The 22,429-nt window shown below is 65.1% G+C and carries 23 protein-coding genes and 1 tRNA gene; 14 read left to right on the forward strand and 10 right to left on the reverse strand.

Going from position 1 to position 22,429, the window contains the following annotated elements:
* Positions 1 to 61 precede the first annotated feature (61 nt).
* Genes ACFB49_RS08945 through ACFB49_RS08960 form a run of 4 tightly spaced genes read right to left on the reverse strand, consistent with a single transcriptional unit; the run spans position 62 to position 5,282 of the window.
* The gene (locus tag ACFB49_RS08945; RefSeq protein WP_380878620.1) at positions 62 to 1,213 is read right to left on the reverse strand and encodes a tyrosine-protein phosphatase; all 1,152 of its coding nucleotides are present in this window, start codon (positions 1,211 to 1,213) and stop codon (positions 62 to 64) included.
* Positions 1,214 to 1,249: 36 nt separating this feature from the next.
* Positions 1,250 to 2,035, reverse strand: coding sequence for an SDR family NAD(P)-dependent oxidoreductase (locus ACFB49_RS08950; protein ID WP_380878622.1), 786 nt, complete (start codon positions 2,033 to 2,035; stop codon positions 1,250 to 1,252).
* 29 nt (positions 2,036 to 2,064) lie between these two features.
* Entirely contained in the window at positions 2,065 to 3,111 is a 1,047-nt protein-coding gene (locus ACFB49_RS08955; protein ID WP_380878624.1) for a metallophosphoesterase family protein, read from the reverse strand.
* A gap of 11 nt (positions 3,112 to 3,122) precedes the next feature.
* Positions 3,123 to 5,282: a TonB-dependent receptor gene (locus ACFB49_RS08960; protein ID WP_380878626.1), complete on the reverse strand. Its 2,160-nt coding sequence runs from the start codon at positions 5,280 to 5,282 to the stop codon at positions 3,123 to 3,125.
* Positions 5,283 to 5,455: 173 nt separating this feature from the next.
* Between ACFB49_RS08960 and ACFB49_RS08965 the strand changes: the two genes are divergently transcribed.
* The 4 genes from ACFB49_RS08965 to ACFB49_RS08980 all read left to right on the forward strand — a co-directional run bounded on the left by ACFB49_RS08965 (position 5,456) and on the right by ACFB49_RS08980 (position 8,289).
* Positions 5,456 to 6,085 carry a TetR/AcrR family transcriptional regulator gene (locus ACFB49_RS08965; protein ID WP_380878628.1) on the forward strand — a complete coding sequence of 210 codons (630 nt, stop codon included), beginning with the start codon at positions 5,456 to 5,458 and terminating at the stop codon, positions 6,083 to 6,085.
* A complete protein-coding gene (locus tag ACFB49_RS08970; RefSeq protein WP_380878630.1) occupies positions 6,085 to 6,534 on the forward strand; it encodes a hypothetical protein in 450 nt (149 codons plus the stop codon). Before ACFB49_RS08965 ends, ACFB49_RS08970 begins: the two co-directional genes overlap by 1 nt.
* A gap of 118 nt (positions 6,535 to 6,652) precedes the next feature.
* Positions 6,653 to 7,531, forward strand: coding sequence for a YdiY family protein (locus ACFB49_RS08975; protein WP_380878632.1), 879 nt, complete (start codon positions 6,653 to 6,655; stop codon positions 7,529 to 7,531).
* Between the two features lie 131 nt (positions 7,532 to 7,662).
* Positions 7,663 to 8,289 (forward strand): YceI family protein, encoded by a 627-nt coding sequence (locus ACFB49_RS08980; protein WP_380878634.1) that lies wholly within the window; start codon positions 7,663 to 7,665, stop codon positions 8,287 to 8,289.
* 160 nt (positions 8,290 to 8,449) lie between these two features.
* On the opposite strand, the gene ACFB49_RS08985 is transcribed toward ACFB49_RS08980, so the two are convergent.
* Together ACFB49_RS08985 and ACFB49_RS08990 are read right to left on the reverse strand one after the other, a co-directional pair.
* Positions 8,450 to 8,764: a DUF2218 domain-containing protein gene (locus ACFB49_RS08985; RefSeq protein WP_380878636.1), complete on the reverse strand. Its 315-nt coding sequence runs from the start codon at positions 8,762 to 8,764 to the stop codon at positions 8,450 to 8,452.
* An 80-nt stretch (positions 8,765 to 8,844) separates the two neighbouring features.
* Positions 8,845 to 9,489, reverse strand: coding sequence for a PadR family transcriptional regulator (locus ACFB49_RS08990; protein WP_380878638.1), 645 nt, complete (start codon positions 9,487 to 9,489; stop codon positions 8,845 to 8,847).
* A 99-nt stretch (positions 9,490 to 9,588) separates the two neighbouring features.
* Between ACFB49_RS08990 and ACFB49_RS08995 the strand changes: the two genes are divergently transcribed.
* The 4 genes from ACFB49_RS08995 to ACFB49_RS09010 all read left to right on the forward strand — a co-directional run bounded on the left by ACFB49_RS08995 (position 9,589) and on the right by ACFB49_RS09010 (position 12,193).
* On the forward strand, positions 9,589 to 10,899 hold the full coding sequence (locus ACFB49_RS08995) for a replication-associated recombination protein A (protein WP_380878640.1): 1,311 nt from the start codon (positions 9,589 to 9,591) through the stop codon (positions 10,897 to 10,899).
* Entirely contained in the window at positions 10,896 to 11,234 is a 339-nt protein-coding gene (locus ACFB49_RS09000; RefSeq protein ID WP_380878642.1) for an MmcQ/YjbR family DNA-binding protein, read from the forward strand. Before ACFB49_RS08995 ends, ACFB49_RS09000 begins: the two co-directional genes overlap by 4 nt.
* Positions 11,234 to 12,100 (forward strand): hypothetical protein, encoded by an 867-nt coding sequence (locus ACFB49_RS09005; RefSeq protein ID WP_380878644.1) that lies wholly within the window; start codon positions 11,234 to 11,236, stop codon positions 12,098 to 12,100. Before ACFB49_RS09000 ends, ACFB49_RS09005 begins: the two co-directional genes overlap by 1 nt.
* A gap of 17 nt (positions 12,101 to 12,117) precedes the next feature.
* A tRNA-Thr gene (locus tag ACFB49_RS09010) sits at positions 12,118 to 12,193 on the forward strand.
* Positions 12,194 to 12,256: 63 nt separating this feature from the next.
* Here ACFB49_RS09010 and ACFB49_RS09015 read toward each other — a convergent pair.
* Positions 12,257 to 13,564, reverse strand: a complete 1,308-nt coding sequence (locus ACFB49_RS09015; RefSeq protein WP_380878646.1) for a methyl-accepting chemotaxis protein — start codon at positions 13,562 to 13,564, stop codon at positions 12,257 to 12,259.
* A 112-nt stretch (positions 13,565 to 13,676) separates the two neighbouring features.
* On the reverse strand, positions 13,677 to 14,849 hold the full coding sequence (locus tag ACFB49_RS09020; RefSeq protein WP_380878648.1) for a carbohydrate porin: 1,173 nt from the start codon (positions 14,847 to 14,849) through the stop codon (positions 13,677 to 13,679).
* Positions 14,850 to 15,006: 157 nt separating this feature from the next.
* On the opposite strand from ACFB49_RS09020, the gene ACFB49_RS09025 reads away from it, so the two are divergent.
* The 4 genes from ACFB49_RS09025 (at position 15,007) to ACFB49_RS09040 (ending at position 18,239) form a co-directional block, all read left to right on the forward strand.
* A complete protein-coding gene (locus ACFB49_RS09025; RefSeq protein ID WP_380878650.1) occupies positions 15,007 to 16,767 on the forward strand; it encodes a methyl-accepting chemotaxis protein in 1,761 nt (586 codons plus the stop codon).
* Between the two features lie 55 nt (positions 16,768 to 16,822).
* Positions 16,823 to 17,305 carry a MarR family winged helix-turn-helix transcriptional regulator gene (locus ACFB49_RS09030; RefSeq protein ID WP_380878652.1) on the forward strand — a complete coding sequence of 161 codons (483 nt, stop codon included), beginning with the start codon at positions 16,823 to 16,825 and terminating at the stop codon, positions 17,303 to 17,305.
* Positions 17,306 to 17,398: 93 nt separating this feature from the next.
* On the forward strand, positions 17,399 to 17,821 hold the full coding sequence (locus ACFB49_RS09035) for a DUF1801 domain-containing protein (protein WP_380878654.1): 423 nt from the start codon (positions 17,399 to 17,401) through the stop codon (positions 17,819 to 17,821).
* A 13-nt stretch (positions 17,822 to 17,834) separates the two neighbouring features.
* Positions 17,835 to 18,239 carry a DUF1801 domain-containing protein gene (locus ACFB49_RS09040; RefSeq protein ID WP_380878655.1) on the forward strand — a complete coding sequence of 135 codons (405 nt, stop codon included), beginning with the start codon at positions 17,835 to 17,837 and terminating at the stop codon, positions 18,237 to 18,239.
* Positions 18,240 to 18,254: 15 nt separating this feature from the next.
* Here ACFB49_RS09040 and ACFB49_RS09045 read toward each other — a convergent pair whose 3' ends face one another.
* Together ACFB49_RS09045 and ACFB49_RS09050 are read right to left on the reverse strand one after the other, a co-directional pair.
* Positions 18,255 to 18,734 carry a glutathione peroxidase gene (locus ACFB49_RS09045; RefSeq protein WP_380878657.1) on the reverse strand — a complete coding sequence of 160 codons (480 nt, stop codon included), beginning with the start codon at positions 18,732 to 18,734 and terminating at the stop codon, positions 18,255 to 18,257.
* Positions 18,735 to 18,893: 159 nt separating this feature from the next.
* Positions 18,894 to 19,169, reverse strand: coding sequence for an HU family DNA-binding protein (locus ACFB49_RS09050; RefSeq protein ID WP_380878659.1), 276 nt, complete (start codon positions 19,167 to 19,169; stop codon positions 18,894 to 18,896).
* A 223-nt stretch (positions 19,170 to 19,392) separates the two neighbouring features.
* Between ACFB49_RS09050 and ACFB49_RS09055 the strand changes: the two genes are divergently transcribed.
* A complete protein-coding gene (locus ACFB49_RS09055) occupies positions 19,393 to 20,928 on the forward strand; it encodes an ABC transporter substrate-binding protein (protein ID WP_380878661.1) in 1,536 nt (511 codons plus the stop codon).
* Entirely contained in the window at positions 20,928 to 22,397 is a 1,470-nt protein-coding gene (locus tag ACFB49_RS09060; RefSeq protein WP_380878663.1) for an ABC transporter substrate-binding protein, read from the forward strand. The genes ACFB49_RS09055 and ACFB49_RS09060 overlap by 1 nt, the downstream gene beginning before the upstream one ends.
* Positions 22,398 to 22,429: the final 32 nt, after the last annotated feature.

The following is a 22,429-nucleotide window of genomic DNA, read 5'->3' on the forward strand; positions in this document are numbered from 1 at the left end:
GCTCTGGGACCGATCGACATTCGGGATTACCAGGAAGCGCATAGGGCCAGCGGCATCGAACTTAGCGGCGCGCGGCCTCGCCCGTCAGATAGCGCGTTCGGAGCGCGTTGATCTCCTCGCCGTCCAGCCCCAGCCCGTCCTTCAGATAGGCGTCGAACGAACCGTAACTTTTCTCCACCTCGTCGAACGCCGCCTGGATATATTCGGCGCGCACGCCCAGCACCGGCTCCAGCTTCTCGCGCGGCATCATCTTGGCGACCGAAGTGATCGTCGCCTCATTCTTGGCGCGCAGATATTCGTTGCTGGCGAGATAATCGGCCATCACCGTTTCGCGTGGCACGCCCAGCAGGGTCAGGATCACCGCCGTCGCCCAGCCGGTGCGGTCCTTGCCGGCGGTGCAGTGATAGAGGGTCCCGCCCGCGGTCGGATCGTCGAGCCGATCGAGCAGCCCTGCATAAGCCGCCTTGGCGCTGCTGAGCGTCACGAAGTCGCGATTGGCATCGACCATCAGCGCGGCGCCCTTGCCGGCCATGATCGCGGCACCCGCTTTCTTCATGTCTCCGCCCAGGCTGCCCGTGCTGTCGGCCGCGACGTCGAGGACGAGCGGCTGCGCGCCCGCGGGCACGCGATCGGGTTCGCGCTGCCGTTCGGTTTCGGTGCGCAGATCCGCGACCAGCGTCAGGCCGAGGCCGCCCATCGCCGCCAGATCGGCATCGCTCAATCGGTCGAGCTGATCTGAGCGATAGATCATCCCCATCTTCACCCAGCGGCCGTCGTTGGTGCGATAACCGCCGATGTCGCGCAGATTGGGGATGGTCGCCAGATGCAGCCCGCGATCGGCGATGACGAGCGGCGCGCCATGTTCCGGCACCAGTGCGAAGAACCAGCGCTTGCCCGGCATCAGGCCGGACACACGAATGCCGCCGATCGCATCGCCATGGCCTACGGGCTTGTCGCGCGCGATCTGTTCCGGGTCATGGCCGGCATAGACGGTCACGCGGCCCGCGCCCGGCGCCGACCAGTTGATCTGCGCATCGCCATTGTCGGCAACGCGGTTCACGCTGGCGCTGGTGAAGGGAATGACGCCGGATTGCTCTTCCGAAATCGCCGCCGGCGCACGTGTCGCCCCGGTCGCGCATCCCGCCAGCAGCGGCACGGCGGCCGCGATCGAGGCAGCCACAGCGAACCGAAAAGTCGAACCCCGGTTATTCATTCCCTCTCCCTTCTTATCCCGCTGGCCTTTTTGGCCTTATCCGCGCTGGGACGAGATATTCCCGCCGTCGACGACGATCTCCGCGGCGGTGACATAGCTCGCTTCGGCCGAAAGCAGGAAGCGGACGACGCGGCCGATTTCCTCCGGCACGCCGATCCGTTCGAGGAGGATGCGCTTTTCGAAATAACCCTGCGGCAGATTGTCGACCGCGGGCTTCATCATCGCGGTCATGATCTGGCCGGGCGACACCGAATTGACGCGGATGCCGTGCGGCGCCAGGCCATCGGCAAGCGAGCGGACGAGCGAGAGCATGCCGCCCTTGGCCGCGGTGTAGACCGGGTTGATGCCATTGCCGAGCGTCGCGTTGATCGAGGTGATGGCGACGATCGCCGATCCCGGATTGGCCTTCAGATCGGGCTGGAGCTGCTGGGTCAACAGCGCCAGCGGACGCAGATGGGTGTTGATGCCCGCGGCCCAGCTTTCCTCGGTAATGCCTTCCAGCGATCCCGTATCGACGATACCGGCAGCATGGACGAGGCCGCCGATCGCGCCCACCGCCTCACGGCTTGCGGCGATCGCAGCCGGATAGGCGGCGATGTCGGTGATGTCGACGCCCAGGCCCAGCGCCTTCACGCCAAATTCGGCCGCGATCGCCGCTGCGCTCTCCGCAGCCTTGGCGCCGTTGATGTCCCACAGCGCCACGCCACGGCCGACAGCGGCCAGCGCGCGGGCGGAGGCCAGGCCGATGCCCGATGCGCCGCCGGTGATGATGACGGCGGTGCCGGGATTGCCCAATGCGGGCGAAAGGTCGGTGGAAGCCATGGACCAATATTCTCCGTGATGCGGGATGTTCAGTGAGGTGAAACGGGGGCCGGGGCAAGCGATTGGGCTTTGGCTTTCGGCCCAACTTTACCGAAGAAGCCTTCCAGCCGAAGATTCGTGATGCGGGGCTCGCCCTCAGCCACCGCAACCCACATCACATGGTCCACCACGGCGGGGTCGTCCGCCGCGCCACCGGGCATTCCGCCGGTCGTGCCGAGTTGGACATAGTCGCGCCCCGCACGCACCTCATGGGCATATTTGTGATAATGGCCGGCCAGCATCGTGTAGGGCCTGCCCTTCAGCATCGCCTCGATCGCCCGGAAGGCAGGTGAATCCACCTTCCAGGCCGGCCGGTGCATCAGCACGAATATCCAGCGTGGGTTGGGGGTCTTCGCCAGCGCATCGCGGACCATCTTCACCTGATCACTGCTGAAGGCGACATTCTCCGATCCGCGGATCTTCGCCGCCAGTTCCGCCAGCTTCGGGTCGCTCGCAAACAGCGCGTCGGCCTTGGCGGGATCGCCCTGCAGCGCGGTGAACACCGTCTTCATCGCCTCCGCGCCATATTGCTGGAACAGCTTCATCCGCGCGATCTTCGGCTGCGGCGGGTCCTCGGTATTCAGGACCAGGAACAAGGCGCCCTTGTAGGTGAAGCTGTAATAGTCCGCGCCCAGCCGCTTGCGCCAATCGGCGCGCTGCACCTCGTTGGTGAGGTCATGGTTGCCGGGCACGTAGAAGAAGGGGACGGCAAGCTTGCCGATCGCCGCATTCACCTCCCCCCATTCCTGGTCGAGCCGCGCCTGATCTTCGGTATTGCCCTCGATCAGATCGCCGATGTTGATCACGAAATCGGGCCGGAGTTCGTCCACCTTCGCGATCGCATCCTCGAACACACCGGGCCGATGCTGGCCGGTGCGATCGCCGATCACCACGAAGCGGAACTCGGCCGGCCCGCCCGCAAAGGCGCGTTCGGTGCGGGGGACATCGGCCGCGCCCGGCCGATAATCCCCCTCCCCCATCGCGGCGCCGGAGAAGGAGAGGAAGATCGCCCCCAACGCCGCGACGGAGTATCGCATCATTCTCACCGTCAGAAATCGACGCTGAGATCGAGACCATAGGTGCGCGGTTCGCCGAACAGCGCGCCGGGGCGGCCGATGTTGAACTGCATGATGTAATATTCCTTGTCGGTGAGGTTCCGACCCCACAGGCCAAGGCGCACGCCATCGACGCCCGGAATGTCGCCCAGATCCAGCCGGGCGTTGAGCAGGCCATAATCGCCGATGATATATTTGCCGCCGCTGATCGTGGAGTTGGTGAACTTGTCGCTCTGCATCGTGTAGTTCACGTTGGCGGTGAGCGTGCCGATCGGCGTCGGCGGCAGATCGTAACGGACGTCGAACGCGATCGTGTGCTTGGGCGCGTTGGTGAAGCGGTAATTGTCCGCCACATCGACGCCCGCCGCGTTGATCACCTCGTCATATTGCGCGTCGAGATAGCCATAGTTGAAGGTGACGCGCAGATCGCGCACCGGCGCCAGCGTCAGATCCGCCTCGACACCCTTCACCGTCGCCTTGCCGGCGTTGAGCACGTCGGTGATCCGCACATTGGTGGGATCGGACTGCACGTTGATCTGGATGTCCTTATAGTTGGACACGAAGGCCGCGATGTTCAGCCGCACCCTGTTGTCCAGGAACTGGCCCTTCATGCCGGCTTCGTAGGACCACAGCGTCTCCGGATCGAACCCCTGGTTGAACGCCGCGATCGAGCTGGCGCGGATGTTGAAGCCGCCGCTTTTGTAGCCCTTCACCGCCTTGGCATAGACGTTCACGCTCTCGGTCGCGTCGAAGGCCAGCACGAAGCTCGGGCTGAAATCGTTGAACTTGCGGTCGCCATCACCCATGCCGGGCACCGGCACGATCGGGCCGCCACCCACCTGCGTCTGCCGCACCAGCGTCGCCGCCCGCTGATCCCAGCTCTGCCGCGCGCCGATCGTGATGTGCAGCCGTCGGTCGATCCATTCCGGCGTCCAGGTCGCCTGTCCGAACAACGCATAGGATTCGTTGTCGATCGTCGCCGTGGTGAAGCTGCGCGTCAGTGTCGGCGGGCTGTAGCTGTTGCTGAAATTGCTGCCTTCTTCGGTGAAGTAATAGAAGCCCGCGACATATTGCAGGCCGCCGTCGAGCGCGTCACCGACGAACTGGATTTCCTGGCTCCATTGATCCTGCTTGGCGCGGCTCTGGTTCTTCTGCAGCGGGAACGGCCCGATCGCACCGGTCAGATAATCCTGGTTCTGGAAGTTATCGAGCTTGCGATAGGCGGTGATCGAACGGATCGTCAGCCAGTCCGCGGCTTCCCATTCGCCGATCAGGCTATGTCCCTGCGAGGTCACATCGTTGGGCACCACGTCGCGCACCAGCGGGCTGCCGGCATCGGGGCGCGGGATCGTCAGCGGATGGAGCGGCGACAACGCGACATAGATCGGCGTGTCGTTGATTTCCGAACGATCATAGCTGTAGCGCAGGCTGATGCTGTCGGACGGCTCCCACAGCACGTCGGCACGCATCGCCTCGCGATCCTTGTCGCCCCAGCGCTTCACCTGCGTGCCCGGATTCTTGATGAAGCCGTCCTGCTGGGCATTCATGTAGGAGAAGCGCGCCGCGAACGTATCGCCGATCGGCACGTTCACCGCGCCCTTGATCCGCAGATTGTCGTAATTGCCGATCGTCACCTGCCCCTTGAAGCCAAAATCACCGAGATCCGGCTTCTTGGTGATGAAGTTGATCGCGCCGCCCGTTGCGTTGCGGCCGTACAGCGTCCCCTGCGGACCGCGCAGCACTTCCACGCGCTCCAGATCGGCAACTTCCAGCGCCTGCCCCTGGCTACGCGCGATATAGACGCCGTCCATATAGACCGCGACGCCGCCATCCTGGGTGATCTGGTCGTCACTCAGGCCGACGCCGCGCATGAAGATCTGCGTGGTCGCAGCACTGTTCGGATGCGGGGTGAGCTGCAGATTGGGCACGTTCGCACGCAGATCGACGAGGCCGGTGATCGCCTTGCTTTCCAGATCCTTGGCACCGAACGCCGCGATCGAAATCGGCGTGTCCTGAAGGGACTCCTCGCGCTTCTGCGCGGTGACGACGATTTCCTCGATGCCATCCGAAGCCGCGTCCTGCGCGATGGCGGGCGTGATCCCCGCGGTTCCGACCAGCAGGCAAGTGACTATGCGCGCAAAACGACGATTCATGCATCCCTCCCAAAAGAACGACGCGGGCGACGGCTGCGAATCCGCTTCTCTCCGCGACGCGTCGTTTTCTACCTACGTGTAGGTAGATTTCAAGTCCGTTTGAGAGCAATCTTTTGTAATGGGGCCGCGGGACGGGCGTTGCCGCCCCCGGCAAGGCGGAATAAGGCGGTGCCATGAATGCGATCAGACCACCGGTTCGCCAGGCGCGGGGCGATGCGACCCGCCAAGCGATTCTCGATGCGGCGGAGACGATCTTCGCCGATCTCGGTTATGCGGCGGCGCGGTTGGAGGATGTGGCGATAGCGGTCGGCATCCGCCGGCCGTCGATCATCTATTATTTCCCCGGCAAGCAAGAACTCTATGACGCGGTGGAAAGCGATATCTTCGCTGCCATGCACGCCTTCGTGATGGAGCGGACTGCGGGCGCCACCACACCGATGGACCGCCTGCTGGCGCTGCTCGACGCCTGGCTCGACTTCCTCGTCCAGCGCCCGACCGCGGCGCGGATTCTCCAGCGCCTGATCGCCGATGTCGGCCCGCGCGGTACTAATCCCGTCAAATTCTCGGACACAGCGCTGCGCGACATGGAGGAGATTGTTGCAACCGGCGTGGATTCGGGCGCTTTCCGTCCGGTTTCGCCGATGCTGATCGTCAATGGCGTCGCCGGCGGCGCGCTCTTCTATGTCTGCAATGGGCGCCAGGTCGGCCCCAACCGGGCTTACGATCCAGCGGACCCGGTCGTACTCGGCCGTTTTCGCGACCAGCTCCACCGCCTCGCCCGCGCCGCGGTGTCGCCCGCCTGATGCGCTATTTCCTGGATACCGAATTCAACGGCTTCGGCGGTGAGTTGATCAGCCTCGGCCTGGTGCCCGAATATGGCGACCAGGAATATTATGCCGTCCTGCCGCTGCCCGATGATCTCCACCCCTGGGTCGCGCGCCACGTGATCCCCTATCTCGGCAGCGTGCCGCAGGCGCTGGACAACCATGTCGACGGCGTCACCGCCGCGCATGAGGTGGCCGCGTTCCTGTCAGGCGATCGCGATCCGGTGATCGTCGCCGACTGGCCGGAGGATATCGCCCTCTTCTGCCGGCTGCTGCTGATCGGCCCCGCCGATATCGTCGACGTCGGCAGTCTGCGCTTCGAATTCCGTCGCAGCCCCGGTTTCTCGACCGCGATGAACAGCCGCGTCCCCCACAACGCGCTCCACGACGCCCGCGCACTTCGGGATTTCGTGCTCGGGCAGGATTAGCCAGCACTTCCTCGAACGGAAGCAAGTAAATACCCCGATACCGGGTAGATGGCGCCTGTGCGAAAAGTAACGCCGGGGCGGTTCGGAGCGCCGTCCCCCGCGCGCAAAGGTATCACCCATGAGACTGCTCGCCAGCCTTCTCGTCCTATTCTGGATTGCTTTGGCAACACCCGCGATCGCCAGGGAACTGCCGCCGGATCTGGCCGCACTGCTGCGCGAGGCCAACCCCAAGGAAAGAAGTACGCTCGAAAATGTCGCCAAGCGCGTATATCCCGATCAGCGAAAGGCGATCGACGACCTGATCGATCGCATCGAAGACGAAGAGAAAAAGCAGGTCGCAAAGGCAGACATTGTCGAGGGCTGGACCGGCGAAGCCTCGTTCGGCGGCAATTACTCGTCCGGCAATACCGACGAATGGAATGTCTCCACCGCGCTTAGCATCAAGCGCAAGGATTTCCGCTGGGAACATAAGCTCGACGCGACTCTCGATTTCAGTGACGTCGATGGAAACCGCACCGAGGAGCGGATCACCGCCGCCTATCGCGCGCGACGGGATTTCGATCGCTCGCCCTTCTTCCTGTTCGGCACGCTGCGTTACGACCGGGACAGGTTCCAGGGCACGAGCAATCGCTTTACCGAGTCGGCAGGTGGCGGTTATGAGATCATCGACAAGGACGATCTCGACTGGGATGTCTATGCCGGCCCGGCGCTGCGCCAGATCGACTTCACCGACGGCACCAACCAAAGCCAGTTCGGCGCCTTCATCGCCACCGATTTCAAATGGGAAGCCAATGATCGGCTGACGATCCGCAACTACACCGGCGCGGTGGTAGCGAAGGAGAATAAGAGTTTCCTGTCCACCACATCGCTGACGAACAATATCTACGGCGAACTTTCGATCCGCGTCGAATTCACCTTCGACAAGGAAACCGACCCGCCCGAGGGCAAGGAGAAGGAAGACATCTTTTCGCGGGTCAGCCTGGTCTATGGGTTCTAGAAATCACCAAGGTAGCGGGCGCTCTCCGCGGCATCGCTCACATTCCGAAACAATTCGTTTCGCTATCCGCGTTTGACACGAAGGCCCGGCAGGATCAGCCTCCGGCCGCTATTCCTTTTTCGGAGCCTCTCATGCGCAAAATCGTGATTGCCGTTGCACTTGCGGCCACCACTGCCGTCGCCATTCCCGTGATCGCCCAGCAGCCGACCACCCAGCCCGGTGCCAAGGATCCGAGCCGCGTCAAGGCCGGCACCTATACGGTGGACAGCGCCCATACTCAGGTGCTGTGGGAAGTGAACCATCTCGGCTTCAACGATTATTTCGGCCTGTTCGGCGATGCCAAGGGCAAGCTGACGATCGATCCGGCCAAGCCTTCGGCGGCCAGCGTCGAGATCGAAATCCCGATCAACAGCGTCGCAACCAGCAGCGCGGGCCTGACCAAGCATCTGCTCGGCACCGATTTCTTCGACGCGGCGAAGTTCCCGACCGCCACCTTCAAGTCGACCAGCGTGGTCGTGGACGGCAATGACGCCAAGATCACCGGCGATCTCACCATCAAGGGCGTCACCAAGCAGGTCGTGCTCGACGCCGAATTCCAGGGCGCCGGCCTCTTCGCGATGACGAAGAAGGATACGGTCGGCTTCGAAGCCGAAACCAAGATCAAGCGCAGCGATTTCGGCGTCAGCTACGGCATCCCGATGGTGCCGGACGTTGTCGAGCTGAAGATCAGCGTCGCCTTCGAAAAACCGGCGGCCTAAAAGTTAGCGCCTCCCCTCCCTGAAAGGGAGGGGATTGAGGGGTGGGTGGCGAGCGCAGCGAGCTCCTTGGCCCTCCGCGTAAAGCTACGCCGACGGGCATCGAGCCCGCCGGCTTCGCCACCCACCCCCGACCCCTCCCTTCTAGGGAGGGGAGGAAATTTCACCGCCAATCGAACGCCAGCGGCGCCTCGCGAAACGCAAAGCGATCGAGGTGCCGGGCCACCGCCCCTTTCAGCGCCTCCAGTTGCTCGTCCGAACTCGCATCGATCCGCACGTCCAGCGCCTCGGCGCGGGCGTCGAAGGTCGCAAGACCGTCGGCGGGAAAGTCCGCCCCGCGCGCATCCTTCGGGAACACCACCGTGCCGTGCTCGGCGGTGAATTCCACCTGCAGATTATGCGCCCAATGCTTGCAGAGCTGTTGCAGATAGCGGCTGCCGCTGGTGGTGGGCACCGCGGCGGTTGCGCTGATCGTCATGTCCGTGTCCTTGTCCGTAGTCAGGCCGGCGGCCGGGTCGATCCCGATCCGCCGGCGCAGTCTGTCCAGCCGCGTGGCCCTCACAGCCGCTCGATCTTGCGGGCGACCTCGTCGATCAGCGCCACCGCTTCGTGGATGGTATCGCTCGACACCTGTTCGCGGCCGAGGCGGTGGCGGAGCACCGTGCGCAGATTGTGCATCGCGCGCTTGACCGGCATCGCGTCGGTGCGTTCGCGCACTTCGGCAAGCTGGGCCAGCCGCTCGAACAAGGCGTCCACTTCCGCCTGGCGTTCGGCCAGGTGGGCACGGCCGGCTTCGGTGATGGCAAAGGCCTTGCGCGCGCCTTCGGCCGCAGCCTCCTCGATCAGGTCCATGTCCTGCAACAGCGTGACGGTGGGATAGACGACGCCGGGGCTCGGCGCATAGGCACCGCCGGTCAGCTCCTCGATCGCGCGGATCAGGTCGTAACCGTGGCGGGGCTGGTCGCCGATCAGCTTCAACAGCACGAGCCTGAGCTCGCCCCCGTCGAAGACGCGGCGGCGGCGGCCGCCTTCCTCGCCTTCCATGCCCCAGGCCATCGCCGCGAAAGCGCGACCCCGCATCCCGCGGGGGCCGCCATGGCGCCTGTGCTCGCCACCGCCATCGGCCGCGAAGTCCTCGCCGCAGTTTCCACCGCGGGGACCGAAACCGCCTCCGTGGCGGTGTTGGGAAAATCCGAATCTCATGTAATGCATCTCCTTTAGATGCGTCTAAGATATATCTTGATAGCTCTTTGTCAAGCGCGCCCCATGGATCGTGTGTAAACTTGACTCTATACCAGCCGCATGGCCGACCTCTTCGCCTCCGACCTCGCGACCGTTTCGCCCGACGCCTCGCCCCTCGCCGATCGCCTGCGCCCCCAGTCGCTTGGCGAAGTGGTGGGCCAGGAACATCTCACCGGCCCCGATGGCGCGATCGGCCGGATGGTCGCCGCGGGCCGCCTGTCGTCGATGATCCTCTGGGGTCCGCCCGGCACCGGCAAGACAACGATCTCCCGCCTCCTCGCCGACGCGGTGGGCTTGCGCTTCGCCGCGGTCTCGGCGGTTTTCTCCGGCGTCGCCGATCTCAAGAAAATCTTCGCCGAGGCCCGCGAACATGCCCGCATGGGCACCCGCACGCTCCTGTTCGTGGACGAGATCCACCGCTTCAACCGCGCCCAGCAGGACGGCTTCCTGCCCTATGTCGAAGACGGCACCGTCATCCTCGTCGGCGCGACCACCGAAAATCCGAGCTTCGAGCTCAACGCCGCCCTCCTCTCCCGCGCCCAGGTGCTGATCCTGAACCGGCTCGACGCTACTGCGCTCGAAACCCTCCTATCCCGCGCCGAGGAGGTGGAAGGCCGCCCCCTCCCCCTCACGACGGAGGCCCGCGCAGCGCTGGTCGCCTCGGCTGATGGCGACGGCCGCTTCCTGCTCAACCAGGCCGAGACCCTGTTCTCGATCGACCTGCCCGAACCGCTCGATCCGGCCGCCCTCGCCGGCCTGCTCCACCGCCGCGTCGCGGTCTATGACAAGGATCGCGAGGGCCATTACAACCTGATCTCCGCGCTCCACAAAAGCCTGCGCGGCTCCGATCCACAGGCCGCGCTCTATTATCTCGCCCGCATGCTGACCGCGGGCGAGGAGCCGCTCTATGTGCTCCGCCGCCTTGTTCGCTTCGCGTCCGAAGATGTCGGCCTCGCCGATCCGCAGGCGCTGGTGCAATGCCTCGCCGCCAAGGATGCCTATGATTTCCTGGGGTCGCCCGAAGGTGAGCTGGCGATCGTGCAGGCCTGCCTTTACCTCGCCACCGCGCCCAAATCGAACGCAGCCTATGCGGCGCAGAAGGCCGCCTTCCGATCGGCGAAGGAAACCGGATCGCTGATGCCGCCCAAGTCGATCCTCAACGCCCCTACGCGGCTGATGAAGGACGTCGGCTACGGCAAAGGCTATGCCTATGATCATGAGGCGACCGACGCTTTCTCGGGCGCCGATTACTGGCCCGAGGAGATGACCCCGCAGACCTATTACACCCCCTCACCCCGCGGCTTCGAGGCCAAGATCGCCGAGCGCATCGCTTATTGGGAAAAGCTGCGCCAGGACCGGAGAGGCGAGTGACCTTCGACGAAGCCGTCACCTTCGCACTCGCGTTCCCCGGCACCGAGCTTTCGACGAGCTACGGCAAACCCGCGGTGAAGGCCGCCAACGGCCGCGCCTTCCTCCATCCGGGGCGTGAGGACGGCTCCTTCTGCATCGAGATCGACCGCGACACGGTGGAGATCCTCAAGGAAACCGACCCCGATACCTATTGGCAAACCGCGCATTATGAAGGCTGGCCGGCGGTGCTTGTCCGCTATGACAGCCCCGATCCCGATCGCGTCCGCACGATGATCGAACGCGCGCATGAATGGGCCTTGTCGCGCCCGCGGCCCCGCCCCCGCAAGAAGAGCTGATGAGGCACTTCACGCGGTTCGCCTGCATCGACTGGTCAGGCGCTGCCGGAGAGCCCCAGAAGGGCATCGCAGTCGCGGAATGCGGACCGGGCGGGACCGCCCCGCATCTGGTCGGCACACCGGGCCATTGGTCGCGCCAGGCGGTGCTCGATTGGCTCCTGCGGCTTGCCGACGATCGGGCCGATATTCTCGTAGGCGTGGATTTCTCCTCCTCCTTTCCATTCGTCGACCGGGGCGCCTTCTTCCCCGGCTGGGATCGTTCTCCCCCGGACGCGCGCTCGCTCTGGGCGCTGGTCGATGAGATCGCTCGCGATGAACCTCATCTCGGCGCCAATAGCTTCGTCGATCATGCCGAAGCCGCACTCCACTTCCGCCGCCACGGCGGCCGCGAGGGCAGTTTGTTCGGTGGCGGCGTGGGGCGGATGCGCGCGGTCGAGGCGCGGACTGACGCCAGCCCCGCGTCCTCCTTCAACCTTGTCGGTGCCAAGCAGGTCGGCAAATCGAGCCTGACGGCCATGCGCCTGCTCCACCGCCTTTCCGGGCGAGTGCCGATATGGCCATTCGACAGCGTGCCGGCACACGGCCCCGTCCTTGTCGAAATCTACACGAGCATCGCCGCGATGGCCGCCGGTCGCCCACGCGCACGCTCCAAGGCGCGCGACGCTGCCTCTCTTGTCGACGCTCTCGCCAAGCTCGACGTGCCCACACCGCCATTGCTCGATCGCTGGGACGATCACAGCACCGATGCGATCATCACCGCCGCGTGGCTGCGTCGCGCCGCCCATCGGCCCGAGTTGTGGAACCCCGGCCCGCCCTTTTCTTCCACCCTCGCTGCAACGGAGGGCTGGACCTTCGGCGTCCCCTGACGCATGGAGCGCACATTGCCGGCTTAGCTCAGTTGGTAGAGCACCTGATTTGTAATCAGGGGGCCACGGGTTCGAATCCTGTAGCCGGCACCACGAACTTCCTACTTCCGCGAATTTTCCGGCAAGATCACGCTGCGCCGCCTGATCCGACGCACATCAGGCCGCGCGGATCTCCTCGACATAGGCGCCCACCCGGCCGCGAAGCTGGACGGAACGCTGCGCCAGCGATTCCGCCATCGCCTGCATCGATCGCGCGCTCGCGGCGGCGGCCAAGGTCGCCTCGTTGATCTCGGCAGCGTTGCGGTGAATGTGCTCGGACGCTGCCACCGCCTCGCTCACATTGGAAGCGATGGTGTGGGTGGCGGCACTTTGCCGCGCGACCGCGGTCTCCATCGCGCTGGCAAAGGCATCGACGCGGCCGACGATCGTCTCGATATCGCCATGGCCGGCCTGCACGGCGGCGACCGACTGGCGGATATGGGCGACCTGGCCGTGAATGCCCGACGCCGCCGCCTGCGTCTGCAAGGCCAGCGTCTTCACCTCATGCGCGACGACCGCGAAGCCCCGGCCGGATTCACCCGCGCGCGCCGCCTCGATCGTGGCATTGATCGCCAGCAGGTTCACCTTGCCGGCAATCTCCTCGATGAAATTGACGACGCCGCCGATCTTCTCGGCTGCCTCGCTCAACCCCGCGGTCCGTTCGCCGCCATCGGCGACCACTGCCACGGCATCCACGGTTGATGCGCGCGCGGTGCGCATGGTTTCGCGGACGTCGCCCAGCGCATCGGCCAGGCCATGCCCGCGCGCCGCGACCTCCGCCATGTTGGTCGCCGCCTGCGAGGCCGCGGTCGCCACCGCGCCGGCCCGCACGCCATTCTGCACGGCCCGCTCGGCCACGTCGTTGGCGGTCTGCAACACCGCCCGCGACAAGCGATTGAGTTCGTCGGCAAGCCCCGCCGCCTCGCTGCGGAAACGGTTGCTGGCGACATCCACCGCGGCGAGCCGCGCCGCCGCCGCCGCCGCGCGCTCCGCTTCCCGCTCGGCCGCCAGTCGCAGCAGGGTGCGGTTGGCGATCACGCCTTCATAACGCTGATCGCGCGTCACGATCAGTCCCTCGGTCCCGCCGCTCGCCGCATAGGCATCAAGGAGCGCGCCGGTCGCCAGATCATGCGCGACGACCGGGCACGGCCGGACATGCTGGGCAAGCGTCATGCCGATGCCCGGATTGTTGAGCAGCGCGTGGCCGAACGGATTGAACAATATCCGCTTCAGATCGGCCTCGAAGATCGCGCCCACAGGCCGCAATTCGGCATCGATCACCGGCAGCAGCCGCAGTTCCGGCCTAGCGCGAAAAATGTCGATGGCGTCGCCTAACTTCGCATCGGCCGCTATCCAGACATGGCCTACGGCGACCCGAACCGAGCCTATGTCCGCCTTGCCGATCGTCCTTGCTCGCTGGTCCAACACGTTCGCTCGTTCCGCCCCCGTTCGATTGCGGGCGGTTTAGGGGTCAAAGGGTAAACAGCGCGTAAGGCTTTCGTGACACTTTGATGAAAAACAAAGGAAAAATGCGAATTTAGAAGGCGAGCTCGGTCCTGAGCCCGACGATGACTACGTCATGCCGATCCTTGTCCCCGGACGGATTGAACACCCATTGCAGATCGGGCTGGACCCGCAGCCAATCGGCCAGCTTGTCCGAAAAAGTGATTTCGAGCGCGGTTTCGGCCGATGCCGTCCGCACGCCTTCATCTGCCAGGTTGCGGCGATAGCCTTTGGACAGATAACCTTGGTTCGCGCCGAAGGAGACGCTGCTGTCCGGCCGGCCCGCAAAAAGATGCGACACCAGCACGCCCGCCTGCCAGCCGCCCTTGAACGGCGTGGTTTCGCCATCGGACAGGCCGGCCCGCGCGAACAGAGCCGTCGCGTGCACGCCTTTCGCATCGTTCAGCGGCATTTCACCGAGCGCATAGGCGCCGCGCGCCTTGCGCTGCGCGGGGCTGCCATCGGGCAGCACGTCGCGGATGTCGTCCTGCTTCAGCGTATAGCCCCAGACGCCGATGCCGATCCGGCCCCGCCCCTGGATGCCGGCTTCGCCGATCAGCAACGCGCCATCGTCGAACGACAGGTTCACGCCCGAAGGATCGCCGATCGTGCCCGCTGTCGCGTTCAGGATCGCGGCGCGCGCATAACCGGCCTCACCCAACTTCACGTCGATCCGCGCGGCGATGGCGGTGGACGGGAAGATGGATGGCCCGTTGGGGCCGGTCGCCGCGATTTCCGATCCGATACCGAAGGCCGGCGCAATCAGCAGTCCGGCCGTATCAGCGACATAGAATTCGCTGTTGAGGTCATAGAGGCCCATGCGCAGGCTCACCGCCTCACCCAGCCTTTGTTCGACCCACGCCTCGAAGATGCGCAGGCGCTGGCTCCCCACCTCGATATTGTCGACGCCCTGCAACGTGCCGGCACCATTGTTGGGCATCCCACCGAGATTGTTGAGGATATGGAGATGCGCGGTCGCGCCCTGCCAGCCGACCAGAGCGTCGAGATCGGCATTCCCCACAACGTCAAGATTATCAAGCCAATAGAAGTTCTTATTGATCCCACCCGAAACCGACCCCATCAGATCGGTGGTGTAGGTAAGATCGACAGTAAAGGGGTCTTTCTCATCCTCAATCGTTTCGGCCGAAACAGGTGAAGCGACTAACGCCAGCGACGCAACACCACCAAAAATAACACCGCAATGCACCGTCTGAACTCCTGCGACCTATGATTGTCATAGCGAGGACGTTGCGACCGATGATCAGCCGCCCCCTTTTGCCAATTTAGGATGGCGAGCGGCGCCAATGCTCACTTGCACAAAATTAACGGCGATTCGTCACCGTGGGGCTGAAGGGGAGTTGGGGATGCCGGGTTCGTTGAGTCGCAGTGCCGCGCTGGTCGGCGTGATTATCATTCTCATGGTTTTGTTCAGCGGCACGGTCGGCCTGTGGTCGGGCCATCGCCAGGGTCAGGCGCTCGATCGGCTGCAAACGGCGTCCGAACTGATGCGCAACCATATGAACGGCGACATGATGCACGATGCCGTGCGATCGGACGTGCTGGCGGCGCTCGCCGCGCGCGATCCTGCGTCGGGCATCGATCTCGCCGCCAGCGAGAAGGACCTGACCGAACATCTCGCCACGCTCGAAGAGGCAATGAAGCGCGACCAGGCTTACAAGGACTCGCCCGAAGTGACCGAGGCGGCCGGTGGCCTCGCTACGCCCATGGCCGCCTATGCCGAGGCTGCCCGCCGCATCGTCACCACCGCGCGGGAGAATCCGCCCGCGGCGCTCGGCCAACTGCCAGATTTCTTCAAGCAGTTCGCCGTGCTCGAGGAATCAATGGAGAAAGCGAGCGACACGATCAGCGCCCACGCGGCCGAACTCAACGGGCAGGCTGCCAGCGAACGATCCTTGGCGGTATGGATGGTCGGCGGATCGCTGCTGCTCTCCGTGCTGGTGACGATCGGCGCCGCGCTCGCCGTCCGCCGCTATCTCGTCACCCCGATCCTCGCGCTCAATGGGGCGATGGACCGGCTGGCGACCGGCAATCTCGAAACCGATGTGCCGTCGACCGGCCGCAAGGACGAGATCGGCGCGATGGCCGGATCGGTCCTGCGCTTCCGCGCCGAAGCGATCGAACGCCGTCGGCTGGAAGAGGAATTGCAGGGCGAGGCGCGCCAGGCGCAGACCCGCATGATCCAGGCGCTCCGCGACGGGCTTTCCGCGCTGGCCGCCGGCGATCTCACCCGCACGCTCGAACAGCCTTTCCCCGCGGATTATGAGCCGCTGCGCCACAACTTCAACCAGGCGGTCGGCAAATTGGGCGATACGTTGAGCGGCGTGAACCAGGTCGTTTCCAACATCCGCACCGGATCGGCCGAGATCGCCAACGCCTCCAACGATCTTTCGCGCCGCACCGAACAGCAGGCGGCCGCGCTGGAGGAAACCGCGGCGTCGATGGATCAGATCACCTCTTCGGTGCGGACGAGCGCCGCGGGTGCGACCAGGGTCAGCGATTCCGTCGGCGACGCCCATCAGCACGCATCCGAAGGTGGCGAGGTCGTCGCCCGCGCGATTGCCGCGATGGATGCGATCGAGCAATCGGCCGACGAGATCGGCCAGATCGTCTCGGTCATCGACGGCATCGCCTTCCAGACCAACCTGCTGGCGTTGAACGCCGGCGTCGAAGCCGCGCGGGCGGGTGACGCGGGCAAGGGCTTCGCGGTCGTCGCCAACGAGGTGCGTGCGCTCGCCCAGCGCTCGGCGGAGGCGGCCAAGGACATCAAGCGGTTGATCGGGGTCAGCTCGCGTCAGGTCGGTTCCGGGGTGGAGCTTGTCGGCCAGACCGGCGCGGCGCTGGAAAGGATCGTCGGCCGGGTCAGCGAGATCCGCGACCTCGCGACGCAGATGGCGTCCGCCGCCGACACGCAAGCCGCAGCACTGGGCCAGGTCAACCAGGCCGTCGGTGAGATGGACCGGACCACCCAGCAGAACGCCGCAATGGTCGAAGAATCCACCGCCGCAGCGCGCAGTCTGGCCGATGAAGCGGATCAGCTCGCCAACCTGATCGCCCGGTTCGAGCTTCGCGGACGGAGCGCCGGACTTCGCACACTGGCGGCCTGATCGGCCGCCGGCCGCTATTGCTGGGGCCGGCGCTGCATCCTATATATATGGCAATATGGCTGTCCAATCTGCATCCCCGCTCTTCCTGCGCGAATCCGAGATCCGACGCGGCGTCGAACTGCTGTTTTTCGGCTACAGCCACCTCTATCGTGGCATCGACGACGGGCTGGCCCGGCAGGGGCTCGGCCGCGCCCACCATCGCGCGCTCTATTTCATCGCCCGCCAGCCGGATCTGACGGTGAGCGACCTGCTCCGCATCCTCGGCATCACCAAGCAGTCGCTGGGCCGGGTGCTCAACGAGTTGACCGGCCGCGGCCTCGTCGAAAGCCGCACCGGCCGCGAGGATCGCCGCCAGCGCCTGCTCCGGCTGACGCCCGAAGGCGCGACCCTGGAAGCCGAATTGTTCGAGGCGTTGAGGACCAAGCTGTCGCGCGCTTATGCGGAGGCGGGCCAAGGGTCGGTCGCCGGCTTCTGGACGGTGCTGGAAGGGCTGATCCCGGCCGATGAACGCGGGCGCGTCGCCGATCTGCAACGCTGACGCCGGCCGCGCCCCGCAATCCGGTCATCCCGCAGCGGTTGGCAAGCCGTTCTGAATATTGGATGTTGCGCGCCCGCTGTCTGGAGGTGCGCGATGGCCGAAAAGAAGCCTGCCGATCCGGTGCTGCTGTCCGGCAGCAATCCGCAGATTGCCAAGGGCGAAGGCGATGCGCCGATCCAGGCCTATATCGCCGCGATGCCGGGGTGGAAGAGCGCGGTCGGTCGTCGGATCGACGCGCTGATAGAGGTCTCTGTCCCCGGCGTCCACAAGGCGGTCAAATGGAACTCGCCTTTCTACGGCATCAAGGGCGAAGGCTGGTTCCTCAGCCTCCATTGCTTCACCCGCTATATCAAGATCGCCTTCTTCCGCGGCCGCTCGCTAGATCCGGTGCCGCCGGTCGGATCGAAGAGCGGCGACACCCGCTATTTCCATATTCACGAAGATGATGAATGGGACGAAGCGCTGCTCGCATGCTGGGTGAAGCAGGCGAGCCTGTTGCCCGGCGAGCGCATGTGAAAAGGTGAGCCAGATGACCGACGCCAAGGAAACAGAATCCCCGTCAAGCCTGATCGACGCCCGCATCGCAGAACTGGGCGACTGGCGCGGCAAGACGCTCGCTCATGTCCGCAAGCTGGTGAAGGGGGCCGATCCTGACGTGATCGAGGAATGGAAATGGCGCGGCGTGCCCGTCTGGTCGCATGACGGCATCATCTGCACGGGTGAGACCTACAAGCAGATCGTGAAACTCACCTTCGCCAAGGGCGCCGCACTGGATGACCCCGCCCGCCTGTTCAACTCCAGCCTCGAAGGCAACACCCGGCGCGCCATCGATATCCGCGAGGATGACGCGATCGACGAAGAGGCGCTGAAGGCGTTGGTTCGCGCGGCGGTGGAGCTGAACCAGGCGAAGAAGAAAAAGCCGGTGGGCGGCTGAGCAGCCGCGGCCGCGCTACAGCAGCTTCTCGATCGCCCCGCGCAGGTCTTCAGGTTTGGTGGTGGGGGCGAAGCGATCGACCACCTGGCCGTTACGATCCACCAGGAATTTCGTGAAGTTCCACTTGATCCCTTCGGTGCCCAACAGCCCCTTCTGCTGATTCTTCAGATATTTGTAGAGCGGATGGGCATTATCGCCATTGACGTCGATCTTGGCGAACATCGGGAATTTCACGTCATATTTTAGCGTGCAGAAATTGGCGATCTCGGCCTCATCGCCGGGCTCCTGCGCGCCGAACTGGTTGCAGGGAAAGCCAAGTACCGCCAGCCCGCGCTCCGCATAGGCCTCGTGCAGCTTTTCCAGCCCGTCATATTGCGGAGTGAAGCCGCACTTGCTGGCGGTATTGACGATCAGCAGCACCTTCCCGCGATAATCACCGAGCGACGCCTCGGTGCCCTCGATCGTCTGCGCCGTGAAATCATAAATGTCTGCCATATGATTCGCCCCCTCCTGATTTCGTTGCAGGATGATGGAAGCGAATGGCGATGCAAGGCGAGAGGTGTGGGAACCGCCGGCTTTCCAGCCAGGCTCGTAAAAAGAAAAGGGCGCCCCGGTCGAAACCGGAGCGCCCCTTCAACTGGATCCGCGAAGGGATCAGCCGTTCAGCGCGTCGCGCAGCGCCTTGGCGGGCGCGAAGCCGAGCTTCTTCGAAGCGGCGATCTTCATCGTCTCACCGGTGCGCGGGTTGCGGCCTTCGCGCTCCGGACGGGCCTGAACCTTGAACTTGCCGAAACCGGGCAGCGACACTTCGTTGCCGGCGACAGCGGCTTCGGTGATCGACTGGAGAACCTGATCGACGATCGCCTTGGCCTGCGCCTTGGTCAGGCCGTGCGTCTTGGCGATGCCATCGGCGAGATCGGTGCTGTTCATGTTGTTCCTTTCTGCTGAATCCTTTCGCTCCGCTGCCCGAGTTTTTCGTTCCTGTCATCCCCCCGATGCTGAATTTTCGGGGTTTCGGGGCGCTTTTGGGCCAATGCGGCCCATCTTTACCTTGATCGACGGTATTTCGGACCGCGTTCGCACCTTTCATCGCAGCGCACAATTGGGCTAGCGATGCGGGGTGAGGTCATCAGATCAACGGTCCGGCAGCAGGGTGTGGCGCCTGCTGGCTTTCCTTATTGCCATGCCGGCCGCCTGCGGATCGCCCTCGCCGGACCGGGCAACTCCTCCCAGCGACACTCTGGTCCGTCTGGGCGATGCCGAGGCCAAGAGCCTCGATCCACACAAGACCTCCGAAATCGCATCGGTACGGATCGCCGCCGATCTGTTCGAGGGCCTGACCCGCTTCGACGCCAAGGGGCAGCCCGAAGCGGGGCTCGCGACCAACTGGACCGCGTCTCCCGATGGGCTGACCTGGCGTTTCCCGCTGCGCCCCAATCTGCATTTTTCGGATGGCACGCCGATCACGCCGGCCACCTTCGCTGCCGTTCACGCGCGGCTGATCGACCTTGCTACCGCGGCCCCCCACAAGGGGACGTTCGAGCCGATCGCCGATGTGCACGCCGAAGGTCAGGCGGTGGTCGTTCGCCTGCGCCATCCCTTCGCGGCGCTGCCCGCTCTCCTCGCCCATCCGGCGATGGCCGCCCTCCCCATTCACCGCATCCAAGCATTGGGCGACGGCTGGACCGCCGAGCGGCCGCTTGTGACGTCCGGCGCCTATCGCCTGACCGGGTGGCATCTCAACGATGCGATGCGGCTCGAAGCCAATCCCGCCTGGCACGATCCATCGCCGCCGATCGCGAAGGTCGAATGGCGGCCGGTGCCCGATCGACTGACGGCGCTTCGCATGTTCCGCGCCGGCGCGGGCGACACCACCGCGGAATTCCCATCGACCCGCCTGGAATGGATTCGGCGCAATCTGCCCGGTGCCGCGCACATCGCACCTTATGAAGGCAGCTATTATTTCGCCTTCAACACGCGGCGGCCGCCCTTCGATGATGTTCGAATACGCCGGGCGCTCAGCCTCGCAACCGATCGCGAATGGATCGCCGGCCCGCTGCTGGCGATGGGCAATCCGCCCGCCTGGGGCGTCGTCCCCGATGGCACCGGCGGCCTGTCCGCCTACCGTCCCGGCTGGGTCGACTGGCCCAAGCCGAAGCGGATGGCCGTCGCAGCCGCACTGTTGGCGGAAGCCGGATATGGCCCGCGCCATCCGCTCGTCTTCGATGTCCGTTTCAACAGCGATCCCGATCATCGCCGCGTCGCGATCGCGCTTGCGGCGATGTGGCGGCCGCTCGGCGTCGAGGCGCGTCTGCTCAACAGCGAGGCCGCGCTTCACTTCGCCGCCATGCGCCGCGGCGATTTCGCGCTCGCCCGCTCGGGATGGATCGCCGATCTCTCCGCGCCCGAAAATTTTCTCGGCGTCCATCGGTCCGATGCCGGGCCGATCAACTATTCCGGCTACGCCAATCCGCGCTACGATGCCGCTTATGACGCCGCGATCGCCGAACCCGATCCCAAACGCCGCGCGAGCAAGATGCGTGCCGCAGAAGCGATCCTGATGAGGGATGCGCCGGTGCTGCCACTCTATTTCTACGTCAGCCGCGCGCTCGTCTCGCCGCGCGTGCTCGGCTGGCAGGACAATCCGGCGAACGTCCACCCCAGCCGGACATTGGGGCTGAAGCGGTGATGCGACAGATCGGCCTTGCCCTGCTGCTCGCGACAGCCGCCTGCTCCGATCGCGGCCATGACGGGCCGATCGACGTCAGCGTAATCGGCGAGCCGCCCGCCGTGGTCGATCCCAATCAGAAACCACTACGCCCGGCCGATGCCGTGCTGATGGGGGCAACCGCGCAAGGGCTGATCCGCTTCGACGGCGGCGGCCAGATCGAGCCTGGTCTTGCCATCCGCTGGGACGTTTCCGACGACGGCCTCTATTACACCTTCCGTCTTGCCGACGGGCTGGGCATCGACGCCGAGAACGCCGCCCGTCGCCTGCGCGACGCGCTGGCCCGTTCCAGCAAGAACCCGCTCAAGCCCTCACTTGGCGCGATCGACGAAGTGATCGCGGTGACGCCGCAAGTCGTGGAAATCCGCCTCACCGCCCCGCGGCCGAGCCTGCTCCAATATCTGGCCCAGCCGGAAATGGCACTGATCGCTTCACGGTCAAAGGGGGGTACGGGACCGTTGACTGTGGCCGGCCGAGGACCAGGCTGGCTGCTGCTTGGCGCGATTGAGGATACGCCCCCGGAAGGCGAGCCCGATGCCGAGGAAGAGCGCGACGAGGATGCCATCGCCCGCCGACAGGTACGGCTGCGTGGGGAGCGCGCCTCGCTCGCGATCGTGCGCTTCCGCGATGGCGCAACGCAGGCCGTTCTCGGCGGCCGCTTCCAGGATCTCGCCGTCGCCCGCGCCGCAACGCCTGCCGCCAATACGCTGCGCTTCGATCCGGTTTTCGGCCTGTTTGGCCTGAAGGTCACAGATGCTGGCGGCCTGCTCGGCAGCGTCGATACGCGCCGCGCGCTCTCGATGGCGATAGATCGCGACCGGATCGTCCAGGCCTTCGGCGTCAAGGATTGGCGGGCGGCGTCGACGATCGTACCCGGAGGCATCGCCGATCTTCCCTCGCCCGCCACGCCCGACTGGATCGACACGTCCCTACCCCAGCGGCGGGCCATCGCCGCGGCCTCCATCGCCGATTGGCGCAAGCGGGAGGAGGCGCCCGTTGCGCGCGTGCGGGTGTCGCTGCCCCAGGGGCCCGGCGCACGGTTTCTCTTCACGCTGCTGCAGATCGACTGGCGGCGGATCGGAGTAGAAGCCGAGGCCGTCGGCCCGCGGGCCAAGGCCGACCTGCAACTGATCGACATGGTCTCGCCTGCCGACAGCGGAAGTTGGTATCTGCGCCAGTTCACCTGCGATCGCGCGGTGTTCTGCAGCGAGGAGGCCGATCGCGCACTGGAGACCGCCCGCAAGGCTCCGACGCTCCTCGAGCGCAATCTGACGATGGCGGATGCCGACGCCCGGCTCGCCCAGATCGTCTCCTTCATCCCCCTTGCGACGCCGCTGCGCTGGTCGCTGGTTTCGCCGACGATGACCGGGTTCAAGGAAAACGCCCGCGGCGTCCATCCGCTCAACCATCTGCGCCCCGAGGACCGCTGAAGCGCGGGAGGGTGAAATCCCGTGCAGCCTTC

This window comes from Sphingomonas sp. DBB INV C78 (assembly GCF_042693015.1).
In the GTDB taxonomy this organism is placed as follows: domain Bacteria; phylum Pseudomonadota; class Alphaproteobacteria; order Sphingomonadales; family Sphingomonadaceae; genus Sphingomonas_E.

Coding starts and splice junctions, on each gene's coding strand:
- ACFB49_RS08945 (WP_380878620.1), bottom strand. CDS start 1,213: ATGAATAACCGGGGTTCGACTTTTCGGTTCGCTGTGGCTGCCTCGATC.
- ACFB49_RS08950 (WP_380878622.1), bottom strand. CDS start 2,035: ATGGCTTCCACCGACCTTTCGCCCGCATTGGGCAATCCCGGCACCGCC.
- ACFB49_RS08955 (WP_380878624.1), bottom strand. CDS start 3,111: ATGCGATACTCCGTCGCGGCGTTGGGGGCGATCTTCCTCTCCTTCTCC.
- ACFB49_RS08960 (WP_380878626.1), bottom strand. CDS start 5,282: ATGAATCGTCGTTTTGCGCGCATAGTCACTTGCCTGCTGGTCGGAACC.
- ACFB49_RS08965 (WP_380878628.1), top strand. CDS start 5,456: ATGAATGCGATCAGACCACCGGTTCGCCAGGCGCGGGGCGATGCGACC.
- ACFB49_RS08970 (WP_380878630.1), top strand. CDS start 6,085: ATGCGCTATTTCCTGGATACCGAATTCAACGGCTTCGGCGGTGAGTTG.
- ACFB49_RS08975 (WP_380878632.1), top strand. CDS start 6,653: ATGAGACTGCTCGCCAGCCTTCTCGTCCTATTCTGGATTGCTTTGGCA.
- ACFB49_RS08980 (WP_380878634.1), top strand. CDS start 7,663: ATGCGCAAAATCGTGATTGCCGTTGCACTTGCGGCCACCACTGCCGTC.
- ACFB49_RS08985 (WP_380878636.1), bottom strand. CDS start 8,764: ATGACGATCAGCGCAACCGCCGCGGTGCCCACCACCAGCGGCAGCCGC.
- ACFB49_RS08990 (WP_380878638.1), bottom strand. CDS start 9,489: ATGAGATTCGGATTTTCCCAACACCGCCACGGAGGCGGTTTCGGTCCC.
- ACFB49_RS08995 (WP_380878640.1), top strand. CDS start 9,589: ATGGCCGACCTCTTCGCCTCCGACCTCGCGACCGTTTCGCCCGACGCC.
- ACFB49_RS09005 (WP_380878644.1), top strand. CDS start 11,234: ATGAGGCACTTCACGCGGTTCGCCTGCATCGACTGGTCAGGCGCTGCC.
- ACFB49_RS09025 (WP_380878650.1), top strand. CDS start 15,007: ATGCCGGGTTCGTTGAGTCGCAGTGCCGCGCTGGTCGGCGTGATTATC.
- ACFB49_RS09030 (WP_380878652.1), top strand. CDS start 16,823: ATGGCTGTCCAATCTGCATCCCCGCTCTTCCTGCGCGAATCCGAGATC.
- ACFB49_RS09035 (WP_380878654.1), top strand. CDS start 17,399: ATGGCCGAAAAGAAGCCTGCCGATCCGGTGCTGCTGTCCGGCAGCAAT.
- ACFB49_RS09040 (WP_380878655.1), top strand. CDS start 17,835: ATGACCGACGCCAAGGAAACAGAATCCCCGTCAAGCCTGATCGACGCC.
- ACFB49_RS09045 (WP_380878657.1), bottom strand. CDS start 18,734: ATGGCAGACATTTATGATTTCACGGCGCAGACGATCGAGGGCACCGAG.
- ACFB49_RS09050 (WP_380878659.1), bottom strand. CDS start 19,169: ATGAACAGCACCGATCTCGCCGATGGCATCGCCAAGACGCACGGCCTG.
- ACFB49_RS09060 (WP_380878663.1), top strand. CDS start 20,928: ATGCGACAGATCGGCCTTGCCCTGCTGCTCGCGACAGCCGCCTGCTCC.